At 51.3% G+C, this 21561-nt stretch carries 22 protein-coding genes; 5 read left to right on the top strand and 17 right to left on the bottom strand.

The window, feature by feature from the left end; genetic code table 11:
- Positions 1-2: 2 nt before the first annotated feature.
- The 5 genes from P6910_RS09640 to P6910_RS09620 are packed head-to-tail and all read right to left on the bottom strand — an operon-like array spanning position 3 to position 9981.
- Complete coding sequence (locus P6910_RS09640) at positions 3-1844, bottom strand: hypothetical protein (protein WP_317146053.1); 1842 nt, start codon at positions 1842-1844, stop codon at positions 3-5.
- Positions 1845-3035 (bottom strand): hypothetical protein, encoded by a 1191-nt coding sequence (locus P6910_RS09635; protein ID WP_317146052.1) that lies wholly within the window; start codon positions 3033-3035, stop codon positions 1845-1847.
- Positions 3035-6583: a hypothetical protein gene (locus tag P6910_RS09630; RefSeq protein ID WP_317146051.1), complete on the bottom strand. Its 3549-nt coding sequence runs from the start codon at positions 6581-6583 to the stop codon at positions 3035-3037. Before P6910_RS09630 ends, P6910_RS09635 begins: the two co-directional genes overlap by 1 nt.
- Positions 6584-6610: 27 nt before the next feature.
- Positions 6611-6994: a hypothetical protein gene (locus P6910_RS09625; protein WP_317146050.1), complete on the bottom strand. Its 384-nt coding sequence runs from the start codon at positions 6992-6994 to the stop codon at positions 6611-6613.
- Complete coding sequence (locus tag P6910_RS09620) at positions 6994-9981, bottom strand: tape measure protein (RefSeq protein WP_317146049.1); 2988 nt, start codon at positions 9979-9981, stop codon at positions 6994-6996. Before P6910_RS09620 ends, P6910_RS09625 begins: the two co-directional genes overlap by 1 nt.
- A 101-nt stretch (positions 9982-10082) precedes the next feature.
- Here P6910_RS09620 and P6910_RS09615 point away from each other — a divergent pair, with 101 nt between their 5' ends.
- Positions 10083-10511 (top strand): TIR domain-containing protein, encoded by a 429-nt coding sequence (locus tag P6910_RS09615; RefSeq protein ID WP_317146048.1) that lies wholly within the window; start codon positions 10083-10085, stop codon positions 10509-10511.
- A 164-nt stretch (positions 10512-10675) separates the two neighbouring features.
- On the opposite strand, the gene P6910_RS09610 is transcribed toward P6910_RS09615, so the two are convergent.
- A complete protein-coding gene (locus P6910_RS09610; protein WP_317146047.1) occupies positions 10676-10825 on the bottom strand; it encodes an alpha-amylase in 150 nt (49 codons plus the stop codon).
- A 171-nt stretch (positions 10826-10996) separates the two neighbouring features.
- Here P6910_RS09610 and P6910_RS09605 point away from each other — a divergent pair, with 171 nt between their 5' ends.
- Complete coding sequence (locus P6910_RS09605; RefSeq protein ID WP_317146046.1) at positions 10997-11608, top strand: hypothetical protein; 612 nt, start codon at positions 10997-10999, stop codon at positions 11606-11608.
- Between the two features lie 57 nt (positions 11609-11665).
- Here the strand turns inward: P6910_RS09605 and P6910_RS09600 are convergent, their stop codons facing one another.
- From P6910_RS09600 to P6910_RS09565, 8 genes are read right to left on the bottom strand one after another with little or no spacing between them, the layout of a single operon-like run.
- Positions 11666-12409, bottom strand: a complete 744-nt coding sequence (locus tag P6910_RS09600) for a hypothetical protein (RefSeq protein WP_317146045.1) — start codon at positions 12407-12409, stop codon at positions 11666-11668.
- A 25-nt stretch (positions 12410-12434) separates the two neighbouring features.
- The gene (locus tag P6910_RS09595) at positions 12435-12836 is read right to left on the bottom strand and encodes a hypothetical protein (RefSeq protein WP_257287970.1); all 402 of its coding nucleotides are present in this window, start codon (positions 12834-12836) and stop codon (positions 12435-12437) included.
- Positions 12829-13431: a hypothetical protein gene (locus P6910_RS09590; RefSeq protein WP_317146044.1), complete on the bottom strand. Its 603-nt coding sequence runs from the start codon at positions 13429-13431 to the stop codon at positions 12829-12831. Before P6910_RS09590 ends, P6910_RS09595 begins: the two co-directional genes overlap by 8 nt.
- A complete protein-coding gene (locus P6910_RS09585; protein ID WP_317146043.1) occupies positions 13415-13714 on the bottom strand; it encodes a hypothetical protein in 300 nt (99 codons plus the stop codon). Before P6910_RS09585 ends, P6910_RS09590 begins: the two co-directional genes overlap by 17 nt.
- Complete coding sequence (locus P6910_RS09580; RefSeq protein ID WP_317146042.1) at positions 13699-14694, bottom strand: major capsid protein; 996 nt, start codon at positions 14692-14694, stop codon at positions 13699-13701. The genes P6910_RS09585 and P6910_RS09580 overlap by 16 nt, the downstream gene beginning before the upstream one ends.
- The gene (locus P6910_RS09575; RefSeq protein WP_317146041.1) at positions 14691-15071 is read right to left on the bottom strand and encodes a head decoration protein; all 381 of its coding nucleotides are present in this window, start codon (positions 15069-15071) and stop codon (positions 14691-14693) included. Before P6910_RS09575 ends, P6910_RS09580 begins: the two co-directional genes overlap by 4 nt.
- 51 nt (positions 15072-15122) lie before the next feature.
- The gene (locus P6910_RS09570) at positions 15123-16109 is read right to left on the bottom strand and encodes a head maturation protease, ClpP-related (RefSeq protein ID WP_317146040.1); all 987 of its coding nucleotides are present in this window, start codon (positions 16107-16109) and stop codon (positions 15123-15125) included.
- The gene (locus tag P6910_RS09565) at positions 16087-17580 is read right to left on the bottom strand and encodes a phage portal protein (protein WP_317146039.1); all 1494 of its coding nucleotides are present in this window, start codon (positions 17578-17580) and stop codon (positions 16087-16089) included. Before P6910_RS09565 ends, P6910_RS09570 begins: the two co-directional genes overlap by 23 nt.
- 39 nt (positions 17581-17619) lie before the next feature.
- Here P6910_RS09565 and P6910_RS09560 point away from each other — a divergent pair, with 39 nt between their 5' ends.
- Positions 17620-17964 carry a hypothetical protein gene (locus tag P6910_RS09560; protein WP_257287963.1) on the top strand — a complete coding sequence of 115 codons (345 nt, stop codon included), beginning with the start codon at positions 17620-17622 and terminating at the stop codon, positions 17962-17964.
- Here the strand turns inward: P6910_RS09560 and P6910_RS09555 are convergent.
- From P6910_RS09555 to P6910_RS09545, 3 genes are read right to left on the bottom strand one after another with little or no spacing between them, the layout of a single operon-like run.
- Positions 17961-18161 carry a phage head-tail joining protein gene (locus P6910_RS09555; protein ID WP_317146038.1) on the bottom strand — a complete coding sequence of 67 codons (201 nt, stop codon included), beginning with the start codon at positions 18159-18161 and terminating at the stop codon, positions 17961-17963. The two genes, P6910_RS09560 and P6910_RS09555, sit on opposite strands and share 4 nt — an antisense overlap.
- Before the next feature lie 3 nt (positions 18162-18164).
- Positions 18165-20012, bottom strand: a complete 1848-nt coding sequence (locus P6910_RS09550; protein WP_317146037.1) for a phage terminase large subunit family protein — start codon at positions 20010-20012, stop codon at positions 18165-18167.
- Positions 20009-20497, bottom strand: a complete 489-nt coding sequence (locus P6910_RS09545) for a hypothetical protein (protein ID WP_317146036.1) — start codon at positions 20495-20497, stop codon at positions 20009-20011. Before P6910_RS09545 ends, P6910_RS09550 begins: the two co-directional genes overlap by 4 nt.
- 153 nt (positions 20498-20650) lie before the next feature.
- Between P6910_RS09545 and P6910_RS09540 the strand changes: the two genes are divergently transcribed.
- Together P6910_RS09540 and P6910_RS09535 are read left to right on the top strand one after the other, a co-directional pair.
- Complete coding sequence (locus tag P6910_RS09540; protein WP_317146035.1) at positions 20651-20824, top strand: DUF6900 domain-containing protein; 174 nt, start codon at positions 20651-20653, stop codon at positions 20822-20824.
- A 19-nt stretch (positions 20825-20843) separates the two neighbouring features.
- Positions 20844-21323, top strand: coding sequence for a DUF3489 domain-containing protein (locus P6910_RS09535; RefSeq protein WP_317146034.1), 480 nt, complete (start codon positions 20844-20846; stop codon positions 21321-21323).
- Positions 21324-21561: the final 238 nt, after the last annotated feature.

Here is a 21561-nt window from a genome sequence, read left to right as displayed (position 1 = left end):
ACTCAGTAATGACGTTCTAGTTCGATGCTCTGACTGACTTTACCCTGTCTGGTACTAATGCTGGTGGACAGGCATAAAGCTCGCCAGTTACCTGGCACATCCTGCATCTCAACTAACTGACCTGGCTCAATCAACCCGGGAGCCATATTCGCGTCCGTCAGAGGCATCTCCAATGTGGTGATACTTTGATGGCCACCTTTGGCCAGTTCGTTTCTGCCTCGCTCAGTATTCACCTGTGTTTCCGTCAGCCAGTCTTCCAGAATATCCGGCGCTGGTTTATCTCCTGCAGTGCCCTGCCGTTTTACATTGACCGCTACGCCCGCATGGGTGCCTGACACATAGACGGCATTGTATTCCGGCTCTGGCCTCCAGCTGGCACTGAGGTTGATCACCATGCTGGCCGGCACGATCTTGTCCATGGTGGCAGTATTCCAGCTCCAGGGACTGGCCGGATAACGGGGTTTGATGTTCAGCTGGTCAGCATCCCTGGAAGGAATGATCACGGCACCTGCAGTGCTGGCCAGTCGAGCGATGACGGTCATGGCGGTTTCGCTCTGGTAGCTGAAGCTGCCGCCAGGGATGATCCAGTCGGGTGTGCTGTAATCATCCAGTTCCGGATAGAGTGCAGAAAAGCCGGTGTTGTCCAGCTCTTCAGTGATCGCCTGTTTTGCATTGAGGTTGCTGCTGTTGGACTTGCTGCGCTGGGGTGCGTAGGGTGCTGCCAGCAGCTGTGTACGACTGGTTCCGTATATCGAGTATTTTTCTTGACCGAACGCTCTTGAGCCGGTGTATCGCTCCACAATAAAGATCCACTTCCAGCCATTGATGTTGACCTCGATCTGTTTGGGGCCGTCCTGATCGGGTTCCACTAATGCCAGACTGCTGGCTCCCCAAAGTTCCCCACTGAGTGCCCAGCTGAAGCTGTCGATGTCGAGGCTGATATCCATGTTGCTCATCTCGATCGGTGTCCTGTCGGGCAGCGTCACCACACTGATGGTGTTCATAAGCAGATAGGTCTCCCTGATCTCTGGTTCTTCGGGTTGTGGCTTTTCGATGACATCGATCTCACCGCCATAGTCACTGTCGACTGTGTCATCTTTGGCTTTTCTGCCGGGTCCCCACGGGATGATGAGGGGTTCATCCTGAGTGCGGTTACTGCTGAAGGCTGACTGCTGCAGAGAGTCTCTTGGTTGAATGGCCCTATTGGGAGCACTCTCGCCCAGATTGAAATACACGTCTGGGGTGGTTAATGGTGAGTAACGTTTGGCCGCAAAGGTAAAGTTCAGCAATGCAGGTGCTGGTACCTGGTAGCCACTGGCGGTGATTTGATGGACTGCGCCATACTCGTCACTGCGATCAAAACGCTCTGTGTTCTGCCGATCTATCTGTCTGCCTTGCTGCCACTGTTCAGAACTTTGCTGCTCTCTTGGCTGGATACTCTGGTCCCTGGACTCATCGATGCTGAGTTCTTTGGCAGGCGGTTGCTGCCAGAGAGCCTGTTGCTGACTCTGGAGATCACTGGCTTGCTGGTGACCAATTCTGACTTCTTCCTCCAATTCAGGCACCTTGCCCCAGAACAGTCCGAGCTGTGGAGCTTCCAGAACGTTGCCTTGATGACTACTTTGCTGAACACTGGCCTGAATCGTCATTGAGTGCTGGAACGGTCCTCTGGCAGATACCTGATAGGCGTTTCCTGTCTGCCACTGGCTCTGGCAGGCACTGACGACAGTGGGCGGTGGAATAAAGGCATAGGTAGGCTGTGGATAGAACTTAAAAAGGGAGGCGGGTTGATAAGCCTCCCGGGTAAATTTGAAGTCTTGTGTCTTCTCAGGAAAGTAGGCCACTTAACTCTCCGGTACGATCTCGGGTGTCACCGGGCCATGGGCCAGGGGGCGAGTGTAGGGCTTGGCTTTGAATTGGGCGGTGCCTACTGCCTGAACACTGTCATCAAACCACCAGGTGGGTTCAGTGCTGTCACCTGTACCAGCCACAGTGCAGATATAAACGTAGCCCCGGAAGCTGGCCGGACGGATTACATTGCCCACTGCATAGGTGCTGTTGGCCAGCCAGACTTCGCCATAGTCATCCATGGCCACCACAATCACGGCTCCTTCGTAAGGGCTGGTATCCAGAGAGTAACTGCCACTGATGCTGTCGCTGAGCACACTGTTCAAAACGGCATGTTTTGTTTCCTGGCTGCCATCGACTGCCAGTTGTGCCTGGGTGATGGCAAAGACCTGACGAGCTACTGGCAGATCGTCTTCCATGACGGTGCCCTGGATGCGGGTCGTGTTACCATTGCCTGGGATGATGATGCCACCGGCGCTGCCTGAAGAAGGTGGAGCGTTGGTGTCGGTCCAAACGACGTTGGTGGCGTCGATGTTAGTCCAGACTAGTTCGTATTCCTGACTGTTTGACTGGCCCTTAATCTTCAGTGGTGCATTGACATCTTCAAAGTCAGAAGTCCAAACTACCCCCGTACTATTAGGGATTAGTGGTGGTGCGACAGGTGGACTATCCCAGTCATCAGTGATGACCAATTTTGATATCAGCACTCCCTTTGCATTCCCGGTCGCTGTCGTATCTCCGCCCAGAATGACCTGGGTATATCGGTCAAAAATGCTGTACCTCCCGAATTTGGAGGATACGCTTTGGGCGACACCGTTATAGTAAATATTAACTGCATTACTACCACCTCCTGAATCTCCCTGAACCACTATTTCAACCAGTTCGTCCATTGGGATGACGTTATCGCAGTATCCTCTCAGCACTAATGTACTGTCTCGGGTGCCGTACACTTTGATCTGGCCATTCTCACAATAGATTCGGGTCTTATAGCGGGACGGGCTATTGTTGGAATCAGACAAGGTGGTCAACAACGGGATGTTCTTGTCAGCATTGCTGCTGTCTATATAAATCAAAGCGTAGAAATAAAGCCTCTTGTTTGAGCCAAAATAAATACCTGTATTCTTATCCGTAATAGGGCCTTCCAGCCGACCCAGAGTGTTCTCTTTAGCGAACCATATCCCTGCCATCAGTCAGCATCCCCCCGAATCTGCAATGTAAACTGGTCACTGGTTTCTGTGCCCTGTCCAGCCAGCACAGTTCGACAAATCCACACCGGAGCCAGACAACCGTCTGTATCAAAACGAATAACATTGCCCACAGCCCATCCGGTTCCCCAACCCTCAGATTTGATGGTGAAGTAGGGTGTACCGGTTTCCGGATTAATGGGTGCTGCATCAGCGGCAGTAGTGGCCGTATCAATAATCCCGAGCTTCTCTTCCACAATCTGGAAGGCGGAGCCGGACGTGAAAATAATCGCCCACTTGCCGAAGATGGCTCCCTTGTTGGTCACCACCAATGGATAGTTAATGGTGTTGTACTGGGCAGTGGTGTTATCACCGATGCGCTCATCGGTCCAGTTAGGATCGCCACCATCCCAGACTTTCTGACTGAAGAAGTTGTGAACCCTGGCCTGCAGGTCACCATAAACCACGGCACTGCTGACTTGTGTTTCATTGGCTGGTAAGCCCCAGGGTACCGGAGCAATGATGGTAATCTCGCCATTGATCTGCACGTCGCTGGCCACGCTCATATGCTCGACACGGTCTTTGATGGTAAACGGCGCTGTCAGACTGTTGCTCTCTGCATCCTGAAGCAGCAGTGGATCGGCAAAGGTAACGTTACCTGCTTCACGATCCGTCGTGTATTGGGCTGGATCGAGGGCCTGGCCCTGGCTGTCCTCTACGGTGATCTCTGCCTGATGATCACGGTTCAGGGTGACCAGTTGGCCCGCTGTGGGTGTGCCTGCATCGGTGTTTTGGCTATGACTGATAACGACAATATCCCCCGGACGATAAATCGGCACCTGGCCATCGGGTGGCAGACGTACCGGGTCCAGACCGATCAGCTCGGCATCCAGTGGCAGGCTGGTTTCGACGATGCAGTTGTAGCGCACACTCTGTGGAATGACATAGATAGGATCGGTACCATCGGTGAAGGTCAGCTCACACCAGCCAGTAGTGGCATCCATGGAGCCCTGGACCTCTGACGTGTTGATATCGCCGTTAAAGTCTGCTGTGGCGGTGATGATCTCGGCATTATCCACACGCACTGCGGTGAGCTGAAGGCTTCCGGTCCGGATGGGTGCGCCTGGTGTTCTAAAGGCGACCGCATCGACTTTAAAACCACCGGAGATGGTAGCAGCTGCCTGCACTGTTGCCGTGTTAACGGTACCCGAGGGATAGACGGCCAGTGTCGCCACGCCTCCGGTGTAATCCAGGGTGCCTACCGATGATCCGGCATTAGTCTGACTGCTGACGTTTTTGTATAGCACACCGTCACGGTCAAAGTAGAGCTCTCCGTTCCATTCCAGAATGACACTGCCGGGCAGCAGTGGATCTTCAATCAGTGGCAGCAGGTCGATAGTCAGCTCTGGCGCACTCAGGGTATCGGTATTCGCCTGGTGGCTAAGGCTGTTGCTTTGCGCCTTGCTGGTCACTGTGTTGCCTGTGAAGACTTCGGTCTTGGTGGTATTGGTGTAACTCAGTCGGTATTTGTAGACCTCTTTTCTGAGTGTGTATTCTGGGTAGCTGTAGTTCTCTGTCGCCTGAAGAGTGAAGTCACCGGTCTGGTAATCAATCGTACCGGCAACATCACGCCAGTTACCGCTACCATCGTCAGTGTAACTTTTAAATCGCTGAGACGTGGTCTGGTAAGTGGTGTAGTCACTGCTGCGACTGCTGGCATGCTGTGGCACATTACTTTGTCGATCCACCGAAAACTGAACCTGAACGGAGCCTGGCAAGAGAGGTGCACCGGCAATGGTGCCGGTTATTAAACCGGAACCATCCACTGTCACATCGACAATACCGCCTGCCACTTCGCCTTCTTCGTACTGAATCTCGATCTCGGTGCCCTGGTCTGGCAAGGCATTCAACACAAAGCCCAGCTCACCCGAGGCATAGTAGACACTGCCTGATCCATCGCCCGTCAACAGGCCGTTGCCCTGATCAGTCAGGGTCTTGGTTTGCTCACTGGCCAGATAGGTGATGACGACACTGCCTGGCTTGATACCTGGCGAAGCAGTGGTGTGCCGAAACGAAAACTTATCCACCGCCACCGAGCCGGTTCGCAGGGTGATTTCATCATCCGCCTGGGTGATATAACTGAATACCAGCTTGCTGTCAGGATCGGGCAAACCATCGAGAGTCACCGCCACGCTGCCAGTGCTGAAGTCCATAGTGCCTGAGCCTGATCCATCCAGCAGACCATTGCCCGGATCGCTCAGGTCTTGCCACTTGCCCAGAGAGATATAGCTCATCACCAAGGTGCCAGGCTTGGGCTTGGCCTCGGCAAAGTTGAAGGTGTAGTTAAAGCCCCGGTTCTGGGCGGTGATGTCCAGGGTGCCACTGATGGCGGCTCCGGTGATGCCAGTGGCAGGCTGGTATAGGGCAGTAGCCGTACTGGTATAGTAACTGCTGTTTCGCCAGACGTTCAGCTCACCACTTTCATAGTCAATGGTCAGGTTACTGTAGTTATTGGACCCGCTTTTGTGTACCAGCTGGCCGGTTTTGTCGTCTTCAAAGGTGCCGCCTTCTAACGACAGAGTCACGGTTCCTGGCAGTGCTCCCGTCTGCAGAAAAGCCCGGCTCTGGTTGCCAGAAAGATGCACAAAAGAGAGGCTGACATTGCGTTGTGCGGCAGAGGTGGCCACCATCCGTTTGGCGGTGTAGCCCCCGTACTGATCGACCACCGGACTTTCAACCCTGGCGCTGGGCACCAGAGGTGAATAAACGCTGTTGACCTTCAGGGTCAGATCGCCCTGGTTAATGGCTGCTTTGGTTGGCTGGATGCCGTAGTAGCGAGAGGTGTCTGCAATCTGTGTCGACTGCACTGAGGTCTTCGCTTCACTGGCTCCTTGCCCGTCCACTGGCATGACGGTCCCTGCAGGTGTCGCAGTGCCACCGGCAAAGCGATCAATCAGGGCCGTACTGATTTCCATATCCAGCCGCCGACGTTCAAAGTCGACATAGCTGCCTGCGCTGTAGGCATAGGTGAAGGTTTCGATGCGGTGTTCCACTTTGGTGATGCGGACGTACTGCTCCTTTTTGCTATCGCTGTTGTACAGCCGATAAACTTCCCCAATCTCCGGCAGGGCTTTTTCTTCTCGCTGAATGCCGACAATGCTGCGCTGACCCACCAGCTGATCACCCAGCAGTTCAAAGCTGGCTGATGTGCCCGGCACCACATAGGCTTCGATCCGATCCCGGGCGGCATTGCGCTCATCGTTCTGGCTGTCGGTGTTGAACAGCAGCACACTGACATTGTCGTCATCCGGTGCATCGGTGAGGATGATATGGCCGCCGAGATAAGCGTCATTGTTGTCGGTGCTGATGCCAATGTAGGCTTTACGCAGGGCGACATCACCAATGGTGCGGTCAATCCGGGAGATGTCCTGAAAGAGGTTATTCACATTCCCGTCGATCACCACAGTGCCAGTGGCCCGGCCACCGCCGTCCTCCTCGTCACTGAGACGCTGGCTTTCAAAGAGTTTTACATCATCGTTGTTGATGGCCATCCCTTGCTCCTTTTAATAGTTTCTTGCTTATTCCACGGTCAGCAGTCGGACAATCAGGCTGTATTGGTAGTTGTCACCCGGATAGGCATAGGGCAGAACCTGTCGGGCTTCGACGGGCGCACCCGAGCTCCGATCAAAGATCACTGAGTACTGTCTCAGGTCCGGCAAGGTCAGAGTCATGACTTTGTTGGCGATCTGGCTCAGGGCCAGCAGGTTGACCACTACGGAGCGAGAAACCCAGGCGGCGTCTTCGCCACCATTCAGCTCGATAGATCGGCCATAGCTTTTGCTCTGCTCCTGGATCAGCAAGCCTCCGGTCAGGCTGCGATCCTGGCTCTGCTCCACAGGGTTCCAGTCGAACTCATTAATCCACAACAAATCGTCGGGCAGTGTGATGGTATCCAGTGTCATCAGGCAGACCTCATTCCGGCATTTTTCAGAGCTTCCAGCAGTCGTCTTTCATCACCCGGCTTAACGCCAACATCCACCTGACCTCCCGGGTATTCCAGACGAATGACTTTCTCTGGTGATCTACTTTGGGTGGGTTGCCGTTGGGTTTGAATACGTGATTTTTCCTGTTGAGCTTGCTGCTCCCTTTGTTTTTGTACTTTCTCTTGTTGCTGAAGCTGATACTGGCGCTGCTTCTCAGCCCGGATCGATTGATTGAGCGAGAGCGCCTTTTGCAGGTTGCTCTCCGCCTGAGAGTCCCCGTCTTGTTTGGCGATGGCCAGCTCCAGCTCGAGGTCTTTCTTTCGGGCTTCATGGCGGCGTTGTTCGATATCGCCGTGCCTACCCTGGAGTCGGTCCAGTTCATCCTGGAGGCTGTCCAGTGTGCCTTGGGTGCTGTCTGACAGCCGTTGCATACTGTCGTTGGCTTGCTCGATGGATTGATTCAAACGATCCAGGTCTTGCTGGTCGAGCAGGTTCAGACTGTCAGCCAGATTCTGACCATCGCTGGCCATCTGTTGGGCAGAGACAGAGCCGTTTTCATAGCTCTGTACCAACGCTTCCAGAGCGATTTTCTGCTCATAGAATTCAGCTCTTACTGAAGCAGCATTGGTCGCTGTATCCTTCATCCAGTGTCCGATGCCGGTGGTATCCAGTCCGACATTGGCAGTGGCCAGAGCTTGGAGTTCCTCTTTGGTTTCAGCCAGTGTCGCTTTTAGCTGTCCCAGCTCACCCAGAGTGTCTGTGGTATCGATCTGGGTAGCGCCTTGCATGGAGAGGAAAGTGTCTTCTGCCTGGGCGCTGAGACCATAGAGTTCGGAGGTGATATTGTTGTAAAAACCCACCAAACCGTTGAGTGTGCCGGATGCACGTTCTGCTCCCTGTGTTTGTTTATTTCCGGCCTCATCCACGGCATCGCCCAATGACCGGGCTGCATCTGCAGCTGAGTGGGCACCGTCTTCCAGCTCGGCCAGTTTCTCTCTGCTGGCTGCTAATGCTTCGTTGTATTGCTCCTGGGTTAGGGTGCCGTCAGCAAATGCTTGAGACAGTTTCACGGCCAGATCAGACAGCTCTGTGCGGGTTTCAGCAGCATTGATCTGCTTCAGGGCATCGGCGACACCGGTGAAGGCTTTCTTGGCAGTCTGGGCTGATTGGACATAGACCGAATTAAGCTTGACGACATCTTGTTCGACGGACGCTGTCGTTTTCTGGCTTTCATTACGGATAGCTTGCTGGGTACTTTGGCTGGATTGAATAATCACTTCACCCAGTGACTGCCAGCTGTTGTTAATGTCCTGCACATCTTCTTTCACCGCTTCCCTGAAACCCGCCGACACCGCTTTCAGCGACTCACCGAAGGACTGAAGTTTTTGGGCCGACTCTGTCGCACCTAATGCATTCAACAGACTGCCCATCCCTCGGGAAACGGATGAGATAACTTCGCTGAACACCAGACCAAAAGACTTAACAGTCAGAGTAAAACCATTAAACAACAGCTGGACAGCATTACCCGTCACAGTGAAGGTATTGTTGAGACTGGCCAATGTGGAAGCGATACGCTGGCTGGCGGACTGAATGCTGGCTACCACTCCTTCAAACGTCAGCCCAGTGAAGTTAGCCTTGATCGCCTCCCCCATCTGCACAAACGCATCACTGATGGACTGAGCCAGTCGAGACAAACGACCATCTTCAGACATAATACTGATCTGGTCGGAAAGGCTTTTGAGCTGATCCTTGGCATAAGACAGTGCGCCACTCTGGGCCACTTCATCCAGAAAGTTCTGCCAGCTGTCTTTCAGGTTGCTGACATAACCGGACAGCAGAGACATATTCTCAGCGGCAGCTCCGGCAGAGCTCTTGCCAATTTCCTCAATCAGCAGGGCAATGGTATCCCGACCCAGTTTGCCCGCTGTAGAAAGCTTCTGCAGTTCCTGAACATTTTTACCGGTGGCTTTTTCCAGTAACTCCCAAACCGGAACACCCCGCTCGACCAGTTGCAGGATCTCTTCGCCCTGCAACTTCTGCTTGGCCCAAGCCTGCCCAACCGCCAAAGAAATCCCATTCAGGCGCTCCATGCCACCGCCCAGTTTGGAAGCCTGATCCACAATAGCCTGCATACTGCCGTCCATAGGATCAAGACCGAACGCCTTCAGTCGTACAAATGCCTCCGCCACCTGCTCCAGTTGATAAGGCGTCTCACGGGTAAACTGCTTGATCCACTGAATGGCTCGTTCACCTTCAGCCACCGAACCCATCACGGCATTGAACTGCACCCTCAAGCGTTCAAACTGATCACCTGTTCCCAGCAATCCCTGGATAGCCCGTTTGACGGTATACAAGCCGACACTGGCAGCCAGCAGAGTTCCCAATCGTTTAGACAAACGCCCCATACTGCCTGATGCGCGATCTCCATCTCGGGATAATTGCCTGAGGCCGGAACGTTTGAAGGTACGGGAGGATGTCTTAGCTTTGGCATCCACTTTCTGCAAAGCTGATGCGGTTTCTTTCAGTTCCTTTTGCAGACGCTGTTGCTGGGCAGACAGATTGCGATTGGAAAGACCCGCCTGCTCCAAACTGCTGCGCAACCCGGCCAGCTTCTGGCGCTGATTCTGATAAGCCCGACTGGCCGACACCACGGATTTACGAGCCGATTCCAAAGAGCGCTGGAGAGACCGGGAAGGCTTCTCAGTCTGCTGAAACTCCTTGGCCAGTTTCTCAACCCTGACTTCCGCTTCCCAGTATGATTTGCCTGCATCTCGAACGGCTGCTGTCTGTTTTTGGAAAGACGACAGAAGACGATCTTGCTTCTGCAAATCAGACAGTTTTTGTTTGAGTGTTTGGGTTTCTTTGCGGAGGGACTCAAGGGAGGTTGCTGACTGGAGGACGGTTTTCGAAAGGGTATCTTTAGCTTTGAGGACCAGCCGAAGGGCGGATTCCTTTATCGATGACATGGCTCCCTCCATGAGTCAAATAAAAAAAATCATATGAAGTATTAAATGCCTGATATGCTTACTCCTGATTAGTTAAATTTAACCTTCTGGGAGTAATAACCTTGTTACATCTTTTCATCAGTTACAAATCTGAGGACGTGCAATATGTACGAGATATTCAATCTATTGCTAAAAATTCAAATAACAAGATAAATTTTATTGACGAGTCCTTACCTGGACCAATAAAGAACGAATATGGCCATATAATCACAAAATCACCGTATCATAAAGCCGCTAGTGAAGTAAGAAACAAAATTCATCAACTATTAGAAAGAAGTAACAGATTACTTGTTATCATTGGAGAAAATACTCATAGCAGTGAATGGGTAGAATGGGAAATAGATACTTTTTTAAATATACATGGTAATAATAAATATTTACTACTACTGAGACATAGAAATTGCTGTACTGCAGGTATGCCCAAGTACATCATGGAAGAAAAAATCTATGATTGGGATCAATCTACATTGTCTCAATGGCTTTCGAGCTAACCTAAAGGAGGGCAGCTAAGCTGCCCTGATTATGAAAACCTATCTTCCATTCGGAGGATAATTCCCACGTCTTCTCCCTGAAGGCATGCCGGGGTTTTTACTAGGCAAGTTGGGTACCACGGGGTTAGAAGCCGGAGTACGTTTAGGTTGGACCTTTGACATTTTCATTCACCACTGGTTGGTTTTTGGTTTGGATTTAACTCTTTCCCTCTATTTCCCTGAACTTTATCGTACTGACGATTTGTACCATCAGTCCCTTTATTTGGATTTTTCTGATTAGCCTGATTATCTTGAGGATCAATTTTCTTAGCCATGATAATTACACCATATTGGATATAACGCGCTGGTAAGTATGAATATGACTTGCCTCTTTGTCAGGGGAAAAAACTGCATTTTCAGGGGAATAATTCCATTCTCAGGGGAAATAGTGTACATCCATTCTATGATCTAAAATTCATGCTTTCACTAAAGCTATGAGCAATCCTATGAGCAATAGAGAAAACCCTATCGTTGTAGAACTATGCAATGAACTGGAAGAGAAATTAAAAAAATCAGGAGTACTGCAAAAAGTTTTTTTCACTCATTGTTTTTATTATCCCCATAATAAAGAAAATGAAGAATCACTTAAATCTTATTTAAACAGAAATAAACTTTCAAAATTAAGTAAACAAAAAGATCCGGACAAAATCAGTTTATTTCTATACTTCTTTGACAACCATTTCGACAAAAAATCTAACAAACATGAAGAAGATGAAAAAAATGCTGCTTTTGATTTTTATGTAGAGCTTTCAAGCAGAGTAACAACTATAGAATTAGACCCCAATTTAGGTTGTAACCTCTCTGCACTAAAAAGTATTTATTCATTATTTCAAAGGCTAAGAGATATTTGTCATTCTTATGGAAAATCCTGTATACAGTTTCAAAAATCATCAAACCAATTTCTGACCAAACACATAAGACCATTCACCACAAAATGGCACCCCCAAATAGAGTCAGATAATTATGACCACACCGCTTTCAGGAAGGAGCTTAACGAGCTACAAGCAAGGTCTACTGAGTATATGGAAACCCTTGAAAATATGATTTGGCAGAAGTAGCTCAGTCTGCCGCCCACTTTTACTACCTCAAATCAGAACACCTATAAATATCAGCGACTACCCTGCCAGGTCCAACTGCATAAACGCACTCAGCCCATTCCCTGAAATCGCCGTATCCGCCAGCACATCGACTTGCAAGGGAATGCTGGCAAAGTCATCCGAGATAAAGCCCAGATTCTGCACCGGAGAGAACTTCACCCGATGCACCCGGATATTGAAGGGCAATCCTTCTTGGGCATCATTCAACCCTTCCATAAACAGGGTAAACTCACGCCCGGACTCAACCAGCGCTTGTACCATATTGGCCTTGAGCGGTGTGTAACTAACCTTGATGCCCAGGTTGTCAACTCCCCCGCCTTCAATGACCTGAATGCCAGATTTCATCAGTTGGTAGTCATCACCTTCTACCAATACGGTATCCAGACTGTCTTTTACCGTAATGGTCTGATCCAAATCAGGTAAATGCCCGAAAGGAATCAATTCACCTGCCACACCATAGGTTTCTTGCGCTTCATCAGTCACCGGGGTGATCGCAGCCTCAGTAACACTGCCTCGAAGTGCCAGGGAGATATTACTGGCAGTGAAATCATGGGCTACCAGGTTGGCGGTAATGCCCGACACTCGGCTGATAACATTGCGATTGCCACCACCGCCCAGATAGTTTTTCAGCTCTTTACGATCTTCTTCAAAGCTGAAGTTAAACTCACTGACATTGCCAATGGGCAGCAGTGGTGCGGATTTGTCGTAAGGCTGAATATGGATACTGCCTGCACCAATAAAACTGCGGTCGATGGTGGACATAGAATTCTCCTTCCTTGAAGAGGATTTAAAAGACGGTTTCGAGGGTTAGGGTGATATCTGCAAAGGACAATTGTCCCTGACTGGGAGCAATATCAAACTGGGTTTCAGAGAAGGTCAGCTTGCGGCAATGTTCTGACAGGGCTTTATCATTGCTCAGGGCTTGGCGAATCGTTCTGGAGAGCTCCAGCAAGGCATAAGTTGCCCGGTCATTGGTCGGCACCACAGCGCTGAGATTAAACAGCCATTGATCTTTACGACGGCTGCCCTGTTGTTGTAACTCACTGATTGATTCCAGTTGCACCAGTACGGCTGGCGGCTTCAGACCCTGTTCAATGCCGGTGGCAGCATAGCCCAACAATACCTGATTACACACTGTCTCCAGAACACCTACCAAAAGGCTAACCAGTTGTTGTTCTGGGTTAAGCATGACCGGCTCCGTTGACGATGAAATTCAGTTCTTGCTGCATCAGGGTGGCAAACCGCTCCAGTAAAATGGGCTGAAGCTTTTCCAGCACCTGAATGGCACTGTTCAGGATCGGCAAAGTCTTCTTTTCCAGGGGCAAGCCCATCCACATCATGCGCCCGGATTTTTTGGAGCGCTGGTATTTATGCCGCCAGTTGGCTTTTCGCCTGAAGACCATCGAGTGTGTAGCATTGACCGGCTGCATTAAAAAAGCCCCTCCCCAGAAATGCTTGCCAGTTCTGACACCTTGTTTGGTCTGTCTGGGTTTGCCCAGATAATGGGCCGGTATATCCCAGGCACCAATCCAGATCACCAGACTATAGCCTTCACTCCCTCGCTCACCCGGTTGCAGGAGATTGACCTTGACCCGGCCCAGCTCTTTTAGCTTCTTTTGAGTAATGCCTTGCTCTCGAGCTAATGCTCTCAGGGTTCGTCGTTCAGCAAAACGGGTTAACTTCCTCAATGATCTTCGAATGGCGAGCTGGAGAGTTTCCGGAGTGTTCTTGAAGTAATGGATCAACTCGTCAATGCTGTCATCCAGCTCAAGCTCCAGCTTCATGGAGTGACCACCAGTTCATTTGACCATCGCCTTTCAGTTTCCGGTCAATGGTCCATTGTTGTGCTGCAGAGATCACCTCATCACCTCGACTCACCTTTACATCATTGGGCAATGCCAATGTAGTGACCTCTTGCAACACCTGTTCATAAGGACCGGTAGGCATCAGCTCCCGAGTCAAAATGCCCGTCACTTCCAGCCTACTGTCATCTGACTTTTTCAATGTGACAACCTCCCCAAAGGTAGCCAGTACCTGCCGATTCAGATCACTTAGCTCATCTTGCATTTGATCACGGCTCTTGGCTTAAGACAGATGGGCAGTGGGTTGGACTGAGTGTGGACCTGCACGCCTTTATCGAAGTCGAGAATTTTCTGTTTCGCGTACCGTGGCAGACCAATGGTATTCACGGTTTCGATAAAGTCCGCTGGGGCAAACCAGGTGCGGAAGATGCCGGTGCCTTCCGGGATCACGTAAGCTTCATCCGGTTTAATGAAAGGAATATCGCCTACCTGTCCACGATACTCTTCCCAATCGATATCACCGAACCGGAATCCGGTCTTGGGATCATTGCGCAGTAAAACGCTGTCCTGATAGCGATGGTAAGCATCTTTGACGTAATCGTGTCCGACCAGAGCATCATAAAAATCAGCACCACAGAAGGCTCTTAATCCAGTGTAAGGCTGAGCGCCCAGAGCCGTGTCTACCTTCCTGCGAAGAGCCACACACTCTAACCGGATATCCGTTTCAGCCGCACTGAATTTAAAGGTATGGTTTTGCTGGGTGACACCGAATTCCTGAAACAGGTCGTAGATTACACTGGAGCCATCGGCATCGAGAATCTGTCCCTTGATGGCTCCCAGTCGCAAGTGCTCCAGGGTCACTTCATGATTGGCATTCATGGACGACAGTCGATCATTAACCACCGTTTTCACCCCTTCCAGGGCGCTCTCGGAGCCAAAGGCTCGTACATTGCGCACCTCATCAGCAATGATGGTGGAGTCATAGGGGATATGAGGGATCACAAAACTGCGTACCTTCCGCTTGCCTCCGCGAGCCTGGGCAGCCGGAGCACCGCGCTCAGAAGTAGGCAGCAGGATCAGCTCACCATTCCGTGACTCTACAATCGCCGTGGTGGTGTTAATGCCACTTTCAGAAAACAGCCCCAGTTCACCGATACGCCCTGGCTTATAGGGCATATCGTTCAGGGTGGCAGTCAGGCTGGTAAGACTGAAGGCATCGTTGTTAAAAATATCCAGCAAGTTCATCCCTGCTCTCCTGTCCTGAGAATGATATCCAGTGACGACAGCTCCTCAACCGCCGTCGTTTTTTCTTCGTCAGTGATGCCTTCCGGCCAGACCAGTAACTCCTGATCCACTTCTGCCAGTCGGGCAATGATGACGCCCTCGCCGCCTGTGGCATCGGTAATGACATGATCCCAAAGCACTCCAGCGGCCATTTGCAAGCCTGTGTCAGCAGCCGGATCAATAGGACCATAAACACCTGTGGAGGTATTCTTGCCAAGAATGGTGCCGGGCAGTAGCGCCAGATCCGGAGCCAGTTCGATCAGCTCCCGGCTGATACTGTTGTTTCCTTCGGACACGATAAATTCGCCAGTATGCATCGGCTCTGTCATCACAGGCATGGTTCAGTTCCTTTGAGTGAGAAAGGGAAAGTTATGAAAGGGTGAGTGATCTCAGGCCACCGATTGACCGTTACGCTTGCGGTAAACAGCTTGGGTATCCACCAGTGGCTGGATTCTTTTATCTTGCTGATCGGGTGTCAGCTGGTTATTAATGCTGTCGTCATCCTGCAAGAGCAGATCAAACAGTTCAGTGCGTACCTGAGCTTCCGTCTTGCCAGACTGAATATACTGTCCGGCCCGATCTTCACAGTGCGCTGCTGCACACAGGGATTTGATTGTTTCACATTCAGCCAGACGAGCTTTGACGTCTTCGATACCCTGCTGCTGGCGGACAAAAGTTTCAGCCATTTCCGGGTAACCGGCCTGATTACACAAGGTCATTACTGCCAGGGCATGAGCGCCTTTATCCCCATTTTCAGATTCAGAGTTTGCGGGCTGAGGTGGATGCATAAAGCTTGAAAGGTCGAAATGAGCTGCCATTTTCACCGGTGCTTCCACTTCATCAATCAGGCCATGGCCTTGGGCTTCAGTGGCGGTGAACCAGGTCTCCTCGTCCATTAGTTTCAGCATGGCTTTCAGATCTAATTCACAGCGATTGCAGTAAGTCTGGGCAATCACCTCGGTGGTTTTGTCCAACATATCCGCCATTTTGCGCAACTCTCCAGCATCACCTCCGACCCAGCCGAAAGGATTGTGAATCATTAGCAAGGCATTTTCAGCCATATGTATGGTGTCGCCTGCCATAGCAATGACACTGGCGATACTGGCTGCCAGCCCTTCAATCCGAACATGGATGTTAGCCTTGTGGTAACGCAGGGCGTTGTAAATGGCGACTCCGTCAAACACTGAGCCACCGGGGCTGTTGATCCGAACGGTAATGTCATCCGTGTCCAGATCTTTCAGGCTGCTGACCAGTTGCCGGGCAGATAAGCCTGCCCAATCGCCAATCACATCATAAATCAGCAGCTCCGCTGGTTGGCCTGACTGATTTTTCAACGTGAACCAGGCCCGGTTCTTATTGAGCGGCTTTTTGTTCATCGTTATCGGGTTCCTCTTCCATGATGGTGTTGTTTATTTCCTGAGTTCTGGCATCACTGTCGTATTGCAGCTCCAGCTCGTCGGCTCGCTGGTTATCTGCTGCGATCTCATCGTCAATTTGTTCGCTGTCGTAGCCTTGTTCAGAGACCACTTCTGAACGAGATTTGAAACCACTACGGACTGCCAGATTCTGGGACTGCACATCCTGGACTGGATGAATATAAGCCCAGCCCTGGGGAATCCATTTCACCTTGCGATAGTGCGTTGGGTTTCGATGAAAGTTCGGGGCTGAAATCGCCCCACTGAGTACGGCCAGTTCCAGCCATCGTTTCCAGACCGGGCGACAAAGTTGGAATACCATCAAATTATGCTGGATCTGTTGAATACGACGGCGGAACTCATTAAGCACCACCCGTAAAGCCCGGTCACTGACGCCTTTCATATCGCCGGACAGAATCTCATAAGGCAGACCAATACCCGCCGACACCGCCATCAGCTGTTGGCGGATAAAGTCCGGGTAGTTACTGGCCGCTCCCGGTGGTGTGTTAAACGTTATTTCTTCACCCGGTGATAGCTCCTGCATAGTGCCCGGCTCCATTGCTACCATAGGTACACCTTGCAGGTCATAGACAATGGGCCGACCGGTTAAAGGATCGACCTTTTCCGTTTCCGGAGCCGGTTTGGTGATAAAGCCGGTGAACAGGTTGGCGATTTCCTGCCGAAGCAGCGTGGCATCATCGAATTTGTCCAGGTGATACATTCGAAGCAGTACCTGGCTCAACAAAGGTTGCCCACGCAGCTGACCTGGCCGGAGCGGTTCATAAAGATGCAACACCTGATCGGCAGAGACCCGTCGCAAGTCGGCAGTATCCAGTGTGGTGTAATCCGAGGGATGCTGCTTGTGCATCCAGTAAGCCACCCGCTGCCCGATGGCATTAAATTCGATACCGGCCCGGATCTTGTGGCCCTTTTTCAGATCATCGTTGTAATCCCAGGGGACAAACTCCGCTTCCAGCAATTGCAGCTGCAGCGGCACACTCAAACCATCGCCGGGTTTGCGGGGACGGAAGCGAACAAAGCACTCTCCGGCCTCCAAAACCGAACGCATGGCCAGAGCCTGCTGGCCATAAAAATCGAGCTGGCCATCGGCATCGGACTCATCGGTCCAGTCCAGAAACAAGGCCTGTAACTCTTTACGAAACCCATCATCACGGGCTTCTGACTTGGGCTTGATGCCGGTGCCGACAATATTGGCGACCAGCTTTTCCAGCCCGGAAGCGGCCCAGGGATCATTACGAATCGCAGCCCGAGAGCGGTTGATCAGGGTTCCAAGATTTCCGGTCAGTGAATTATTGGGTCCGGTAGAAGGCGCAATCCAACTCTGGCTTCTTCGCCCCTGACCTGCCGAGGTATAAGCCAGATTTTTCAGTTCGGGCAGTAGCCAGCCTGCAATACGTTGTTTCAAGCCCATTCAGTCATTCCCGAAAGCTGTGCTAATGTAAAAATCACTATGAAAAAGAAAACAGACACCGACTGGAAACGCTTGGAAGCAATGTCAGATGAAGACATTGACACCTCTGATATCCCTGAGCTGGGCGATTATTTCTTTGATCACGCTGAACAACATTCCTTCCATGATGAACCGCTGACGTGGAGGCAAAGGTTCTGCCTTTCACTTCGCCTATGGTTTATGTGGCTACCAGCTCTCATTGTATTTTTAGGAACCTGCTACTTTTTGTGGGCCGAATCCACATTATGGTTAACAGACCCCATACTGGCTTTTGCTTGTGCAGCCTTCATAGCTCTTTTTGCCACCGTCATTTGGTTTTGTATCCTTTTCGGCTTGGGAAATTAAATACCCTTTGACGAATAGACCCCATATTGCCGGGGTCGCTTCTGTTGCTTGATCAATTCCCGCTCAATGGCCTGCAGTCGCCTTTCCATTTCTGAGAAGCTGGCATACTCCACCTTGCGACCTTCAAATTCCACTGTGCGGGTTTCTCTTAGTAATACCGCACGCTTCAGGGCTTTATATTCAGCATCCGTAATCATTGGCTACCCATTCAGATAAGAGCTGCGAGAGAATCGTCGGGATCGGGCTTGAGTGAAAGCGTCGGGTTCAGAGTCATCAACCATAACTTCCGGCTCTGGACGTTGAGCGGCCAGTTGCTCCAGATTCAATCCACGGTGTTGCTGCAGAATACGCACCGCAGTCAGGGCATAAACCCGACAGTCCAAAGCTTCATTCCGCTTCTTGCGGGCATCCCATTCAAAGTAAGCGACCCCGTGTTTGTATTTGCGCACCTTTTCTTCTGCCGAAGCCTGTTTGAAGTAGTCTTCATCAAAGCTGTCCTTCACCGGCCAGTGGCAGTAACCTGCACCAGGCTCCAGAATTCGGTATCGCTGATAGATCAGTTCTTTGGCCGTGTCTGTACCCACCAGAGTCAGGTAGACACCTTTCTTGTTGCGAGTTTTCGGGAAGGTAGCGATGGGTTTACCAGACTGGGAAGCCCCCTTGATTGGAATCAGCCAGTCGGCCCCCTGCTTACGGGAAAAAGCATAAACCTCATCGGTAAAGTGACCACCGGAATCCATACAAATCTGGGCGAGGTTCATCAATACTCCATCCTGCCGCCGATAAGTCGCTCTCAGTTTATCCGCCAGAATCTTCCAGATTTCCGGGCGACTCAGATCACCATAAAGCCGGATGTAATCAATGGACCAGCTCTCTTCACCGGCACCCCAGCCCACTACTTCATACTCGACCCGATCATCCTGAACATCGATTCCGCAGGTCAGCACTTCTACTGACCAAGGTACTTCAGCAACATAGTGTTCACGACGCTGGTAAAGTAATTCGTAATCGACGGTTTCTCCGGCTTCCTGCCAGGTCTGGCCCAACACGGTATTGGTCCAGTCTTTCAAGAGAACCGGATCATCTTTGGCTGCCAGAAAATCTTCCACGGCATCTTTCCAGCTGTACCAGCCATTAGGGCTGTACAGTGAATTCAGATGGTAGCCCCGGATTTTGCCGTCACTCTCTGGATTCTGAGGCTCCCACTGCCCATTCTCCAGTAATCTGGGTTTGTCATGTTCCTGCATCCGATGTTGACACTGGATGCATTCAAAACAAGCCGTCTCCGGGTTCTGGTTTTCAAACTTTATCTGCTGCCACTCGATGGGCTGTCTGTGCCCACAATTCAAACAAGGCACATGGTATTGTCGCTGATCACTGGCCTGATAAGCCGATTCAACTTTGCTGGCCCCGGCAATATTGGGTGTAGATACCATCAGGATTTTTCGATTACGGGAAAACGTCGCCGTCCGTTTAATGGCCAGATTGATAGGGCTGCCTTCCCCATCAACATCATCTTCATAAGCATCTATTTCATCCAGAAAAAGAAAACGGGCAGGCATGGAGCGCAACCCTGTGGCGGAGTTGGCTCCGGTGATGATCAATACACCGTTAGGGAATTCCTTCACCATCTGAGTATTGCCAGAATCCCGGGAACGAGGGTCTTTCACCCGCTCCCGCAAAATCGGCATCTCTTCAATCATCGGCGCTATGCGCTGCTTGGAGGTTCTCTTGGCCATATCCAACGTCGGCAGCACATACATCATGGGACCGGGCGTATGATGGATCACATAGCCCAGCCAATTATTGCCACATTCGGTGCCACCGACCTGTGCACCTTTCATAAAAACGACACGTTCCACATTCGAAGAGGGTGACAGACAATCCATAATTTCTTTGAGGTAAGGTGTCCGGGCGGTTCGCCAGCGACCGGCTTCTTTGGCCGCTTTCATGGGCAGAATGCGGTATTCATCGGCCCACTCTGAAACCGTCAGTCGTGTGTCAGGTTTCAGACCTGCAAAAAAACCATCCAGATAAGGTGAAGTCATGGGCCACTCAGTTCAGAAAGGATTGCTTCCAGTTCATCCATCAACAGCTGTCGTACTTTGCGAGGATCGGTTTCTGCCGCCAGGACATCCGCCTGTCGGTCCGGGATGCCTAACAAAGCATCCCTCAGCATTCTTCCCGCCCGGTAAGCATCTTCTCGAACTTTGCTGGCTTCGGTGAGCTTTCCAGCCTTTTCCTCGTACTCCATCTTCGCCATCTTGGCCCTGAAAGCTTCCCGCATGGTCCGAGCCGTAACGAAATCCACTGCCTGTCTTGAATCAGTGGGGGCCACTGGCAGGGTATCTCGGGAAACAGGTTTCCTAAGCACAGTCGAGGGCTCAGCCTGGGCCTGGATCGCCTTCAGGGCCTCATCCGGATTGACCTTGCCCTTGTGCAGACGAATCTTGCCGGACTTGACCAATTTGGTCACATATTGGCGGCTCCAGCCTTGACGTTTGGCGAATTCCGATTGCGAGATGAGTGTCATAGCGATCTGTATAACCTCCCCTGTCCCGCCTTGGCCGGATGCGCCCTCCTTTTTCGACAACCCATTGATTATTAATAGTTTTTTCCTTGATAACCACCGGTTATGGAGCCTTACTGTACATAACGCAAACAAGCATCAAAAAGGAAACAGGCCATGAATAAGAAGACTGAGCAAGCCCTGGAAACCATCGCCCAAAAGACCCTGCTAATAGACACCCTCAAAACCCGAAACACCTCGGAAGACTTCGAGGAAGTCGCCGTCTGGCAAGTCAAAAAGGCTTTGGAACAGGCTTATCAATTGGGCCTGAAACAAGGCCAAAAACAATAACCCCAAAAGGAGAAGCACCATGAAAACGACAAAACTCACTGCTACCCAAGAGACTGTTCTCAAGCAAGCCGCTGAGACAGGAACCCTTGACGCTACAAAGCTCACCCTGAAAGGAGGTGCCCGAAAGAAAGTGCTGGACAGTCTGACCAGCAAAGGCTTTCTGATCCCCATGAAAAAGGCTGACACCTACGACATCAGCCCCCAGGGCAAGACAGCCATCGGCCTCCCGATAGATGACCAACCTGCCCAGAAAGGCGAGATCCGCACCGGTACCAAACTCCACAAGGTAATTGAGCTACTGAGCCGACCCGAGGGCGCGGAGATCCACGAAATCATGCGCGAGACCGGATGGCAACAGCACACCGTTCGCGGCACTCTGGCCGGAGCCTTAAAAAAACGACTGGGACTGACCATTGAATCGGAGAAGCCTGAAGGCAAGGATCGCATTTACCGGATCACCGCCGGACTGGAAGCGCTCTTTCAGGGTGAGACTGCATGAGCACCCGCTCCTGAATTGCAAGGCGGCTGGCTGACGGCCGCTATTGCTCCATTCTACTGGCCATTGAACTCAAGTTTTAGTGGTACTTCAGATCTGTCAACCAGGTTGACAACCCTGGCCGCAAAGGCTGACAGTTTGGTTGACAAAATCACTGGCTGGTTGACACCGGAAAGCCCCGCTATTACTGGGCTGAAGCCCAATCTGTCAACCTGAGTGTCAACCCCGATTTTCACTCTGT

It is taken from the genome of Endozoicomonas sp. 8E (assembly GCF_032883915.1).
Lineage (GTDB): Bacteria > Pseudomonadota > Gammaproteobacteria > Pseudomonadales > Endozoicomonadaceae > Endozoicomonas_A.
Note: the sequence above shows the minus strand (reverse complement) of the source record. Positions and strands in the feature narration are given on the sequence as shown.

What these genes read in the sequence shown, in the direction of transcription:
- P6910_RS09570 (WP_317146040.1), bottom strand. Translation starts at nt 16,109, where the DNA reads ATGAACAAAAAGCCGCTCAATAAGAACCGGGCCTGGTTCACGTTGAAA.
- P6910_RS09545 (WP_317146036.1), bottom strand. Translation starts at nt 20,497, where the DNA reads ATGACACTCATCTCGCAATCGGAATTCGCCAAACGTCAAGGCTGGAGC.
- P6910_RS09610 (WP_317146047.1), bottom strand. Translation starts at nt 10,825, where the DNA reads ATGGCTAAGAAAATTGATCCTCAAGATAATCAGGCTAATCAGAAAAAT.
- P6910_RS09575 (WP_317146041.1), bottom strand. Translation starts at nt 15,071, where the DNA reads ATGCCTGTGATGACAGAGCCGATGCATACTGGCGAATTTATCGTGTCC.
- P6910_RS09535 (WP_317146034.1), top strand. Translation starts at nt 20,844, where the DNA reads ATGAAAACGACAAAACTCACTGCTACCCAAGAGACTGTTCTCAAGCAA.
- P6910_RS09620 (WP_317146049.1), bottom strand. Translation starts at nt 9,981, where the DNA reads ATGTCATCGATAAAGGAATCCGCCCTTCGGCTGGTCCTCAAAGCTAAA.
- P6910_RS09595 (WP_257287970.1), bottom strand. Translation starts at nt 12,836, where the DNA reads ATGCTTAACCCAGAACAACAACTGGTTAGCCTTTTGGTAGGTGTTCTG.
- P6910_RS09565 (WP_317146039.1), bottom strand. Translation starts at nt 17,580, where the DNA reads ATGGGCTTGAAACAACGTATTGCAGGCTGGCTACTGCCCGAACTGAAA.
- P6910_RS09540 (WP_317146035.1), top strand. Translation starts at nt 20,651, where the DNA reads ATGAATAAGAAGACTGAGCAAGCCCTGGAAACCATCGCCCAAAAGACC.
- P6910_RS09605 (WP_317146046.1), top strand. Translation starts at nt 10,997, where the DNA reads ATGAGCAATAGAGAAAACCCTATCGTTGTAGAACTATGCAATGAACTG.
- P6910_RS09560 (WP_257287963.1), top strand. Translation starts at nt 17,620, where the DNA reads ATGAAAAAGAAAACAGACACCGACTGGAAACGCTTGGAAGCAATGTCA.
- P6910_RS09635 (WP_317146052.1), bottom strand. Translation starts at nt 3,035, where the DNA reads ATGGCAGGGATATGGTTCGCTAAAGAGAACACTCTGGGTCGGCTGGAA.
- P6910_RS09580 (WP_317146042.1), bottom strand. Translation starts at nt 14,694, where the DNA reads ATGAACTTGCTGGATATTTTTAACAACGATGCCTTCAGTCTTACCAGC.
- P6910_RS09625 (WP_317146050.1), bottom strand. Translation starts at nt 6,994, where the DNA reads ATGACACTGGATACCATCACACTGCCCGACGATTTGTTGTGGATTAAT.
- P6910_RS09555 (WP_317146038.1), bottom strand. Translation starts at nt 18,161, where the DNA reads ATGATTACGGATGCTGAATATAAAGCCCTGAAGCGTGCGGTATTACTA.
- P6910_RS09550 (WP_317146037.1), bottom strand. Translation starts at nt 20,012, where the DNA reads ATGACTTCACCTTATCTGGATGGTTTTTTTGCAGGTCTGAAACCTGAC.
- P6910_RS09590 (WP_317146044.1), bottom strand. Translation starts at nt 13,431, where the DNA reads ATGAAGCTGGAGCTTGAGCTGGATGACAGCATTGACGAGTTGATCCAT.
- P6910_RS09585 (WP_317146043.1), bottom strand. Translation starts at nt 13,714, where the DNA reads ATGCAAGATGAGCTAAGTGATCTGAATCGGCAGGTACTGGCTACCTTT.
- P6910_RS09600 (WP_317146045.1), bottom strand. Translation starts at nt 12,409, where the DNA reads ATGTCCACCATCGACCGCAGTTTTATTGGTGCAGGCAGTATCCATATT.
- P6910_RS09630 (WP_317146051.1), bottom strand. Translation starts at nt 6,583, where the DNA reads ATGGCCATCAACAACGATGATGTAAAACTCTTTGAAAGCCAGCGTCTC.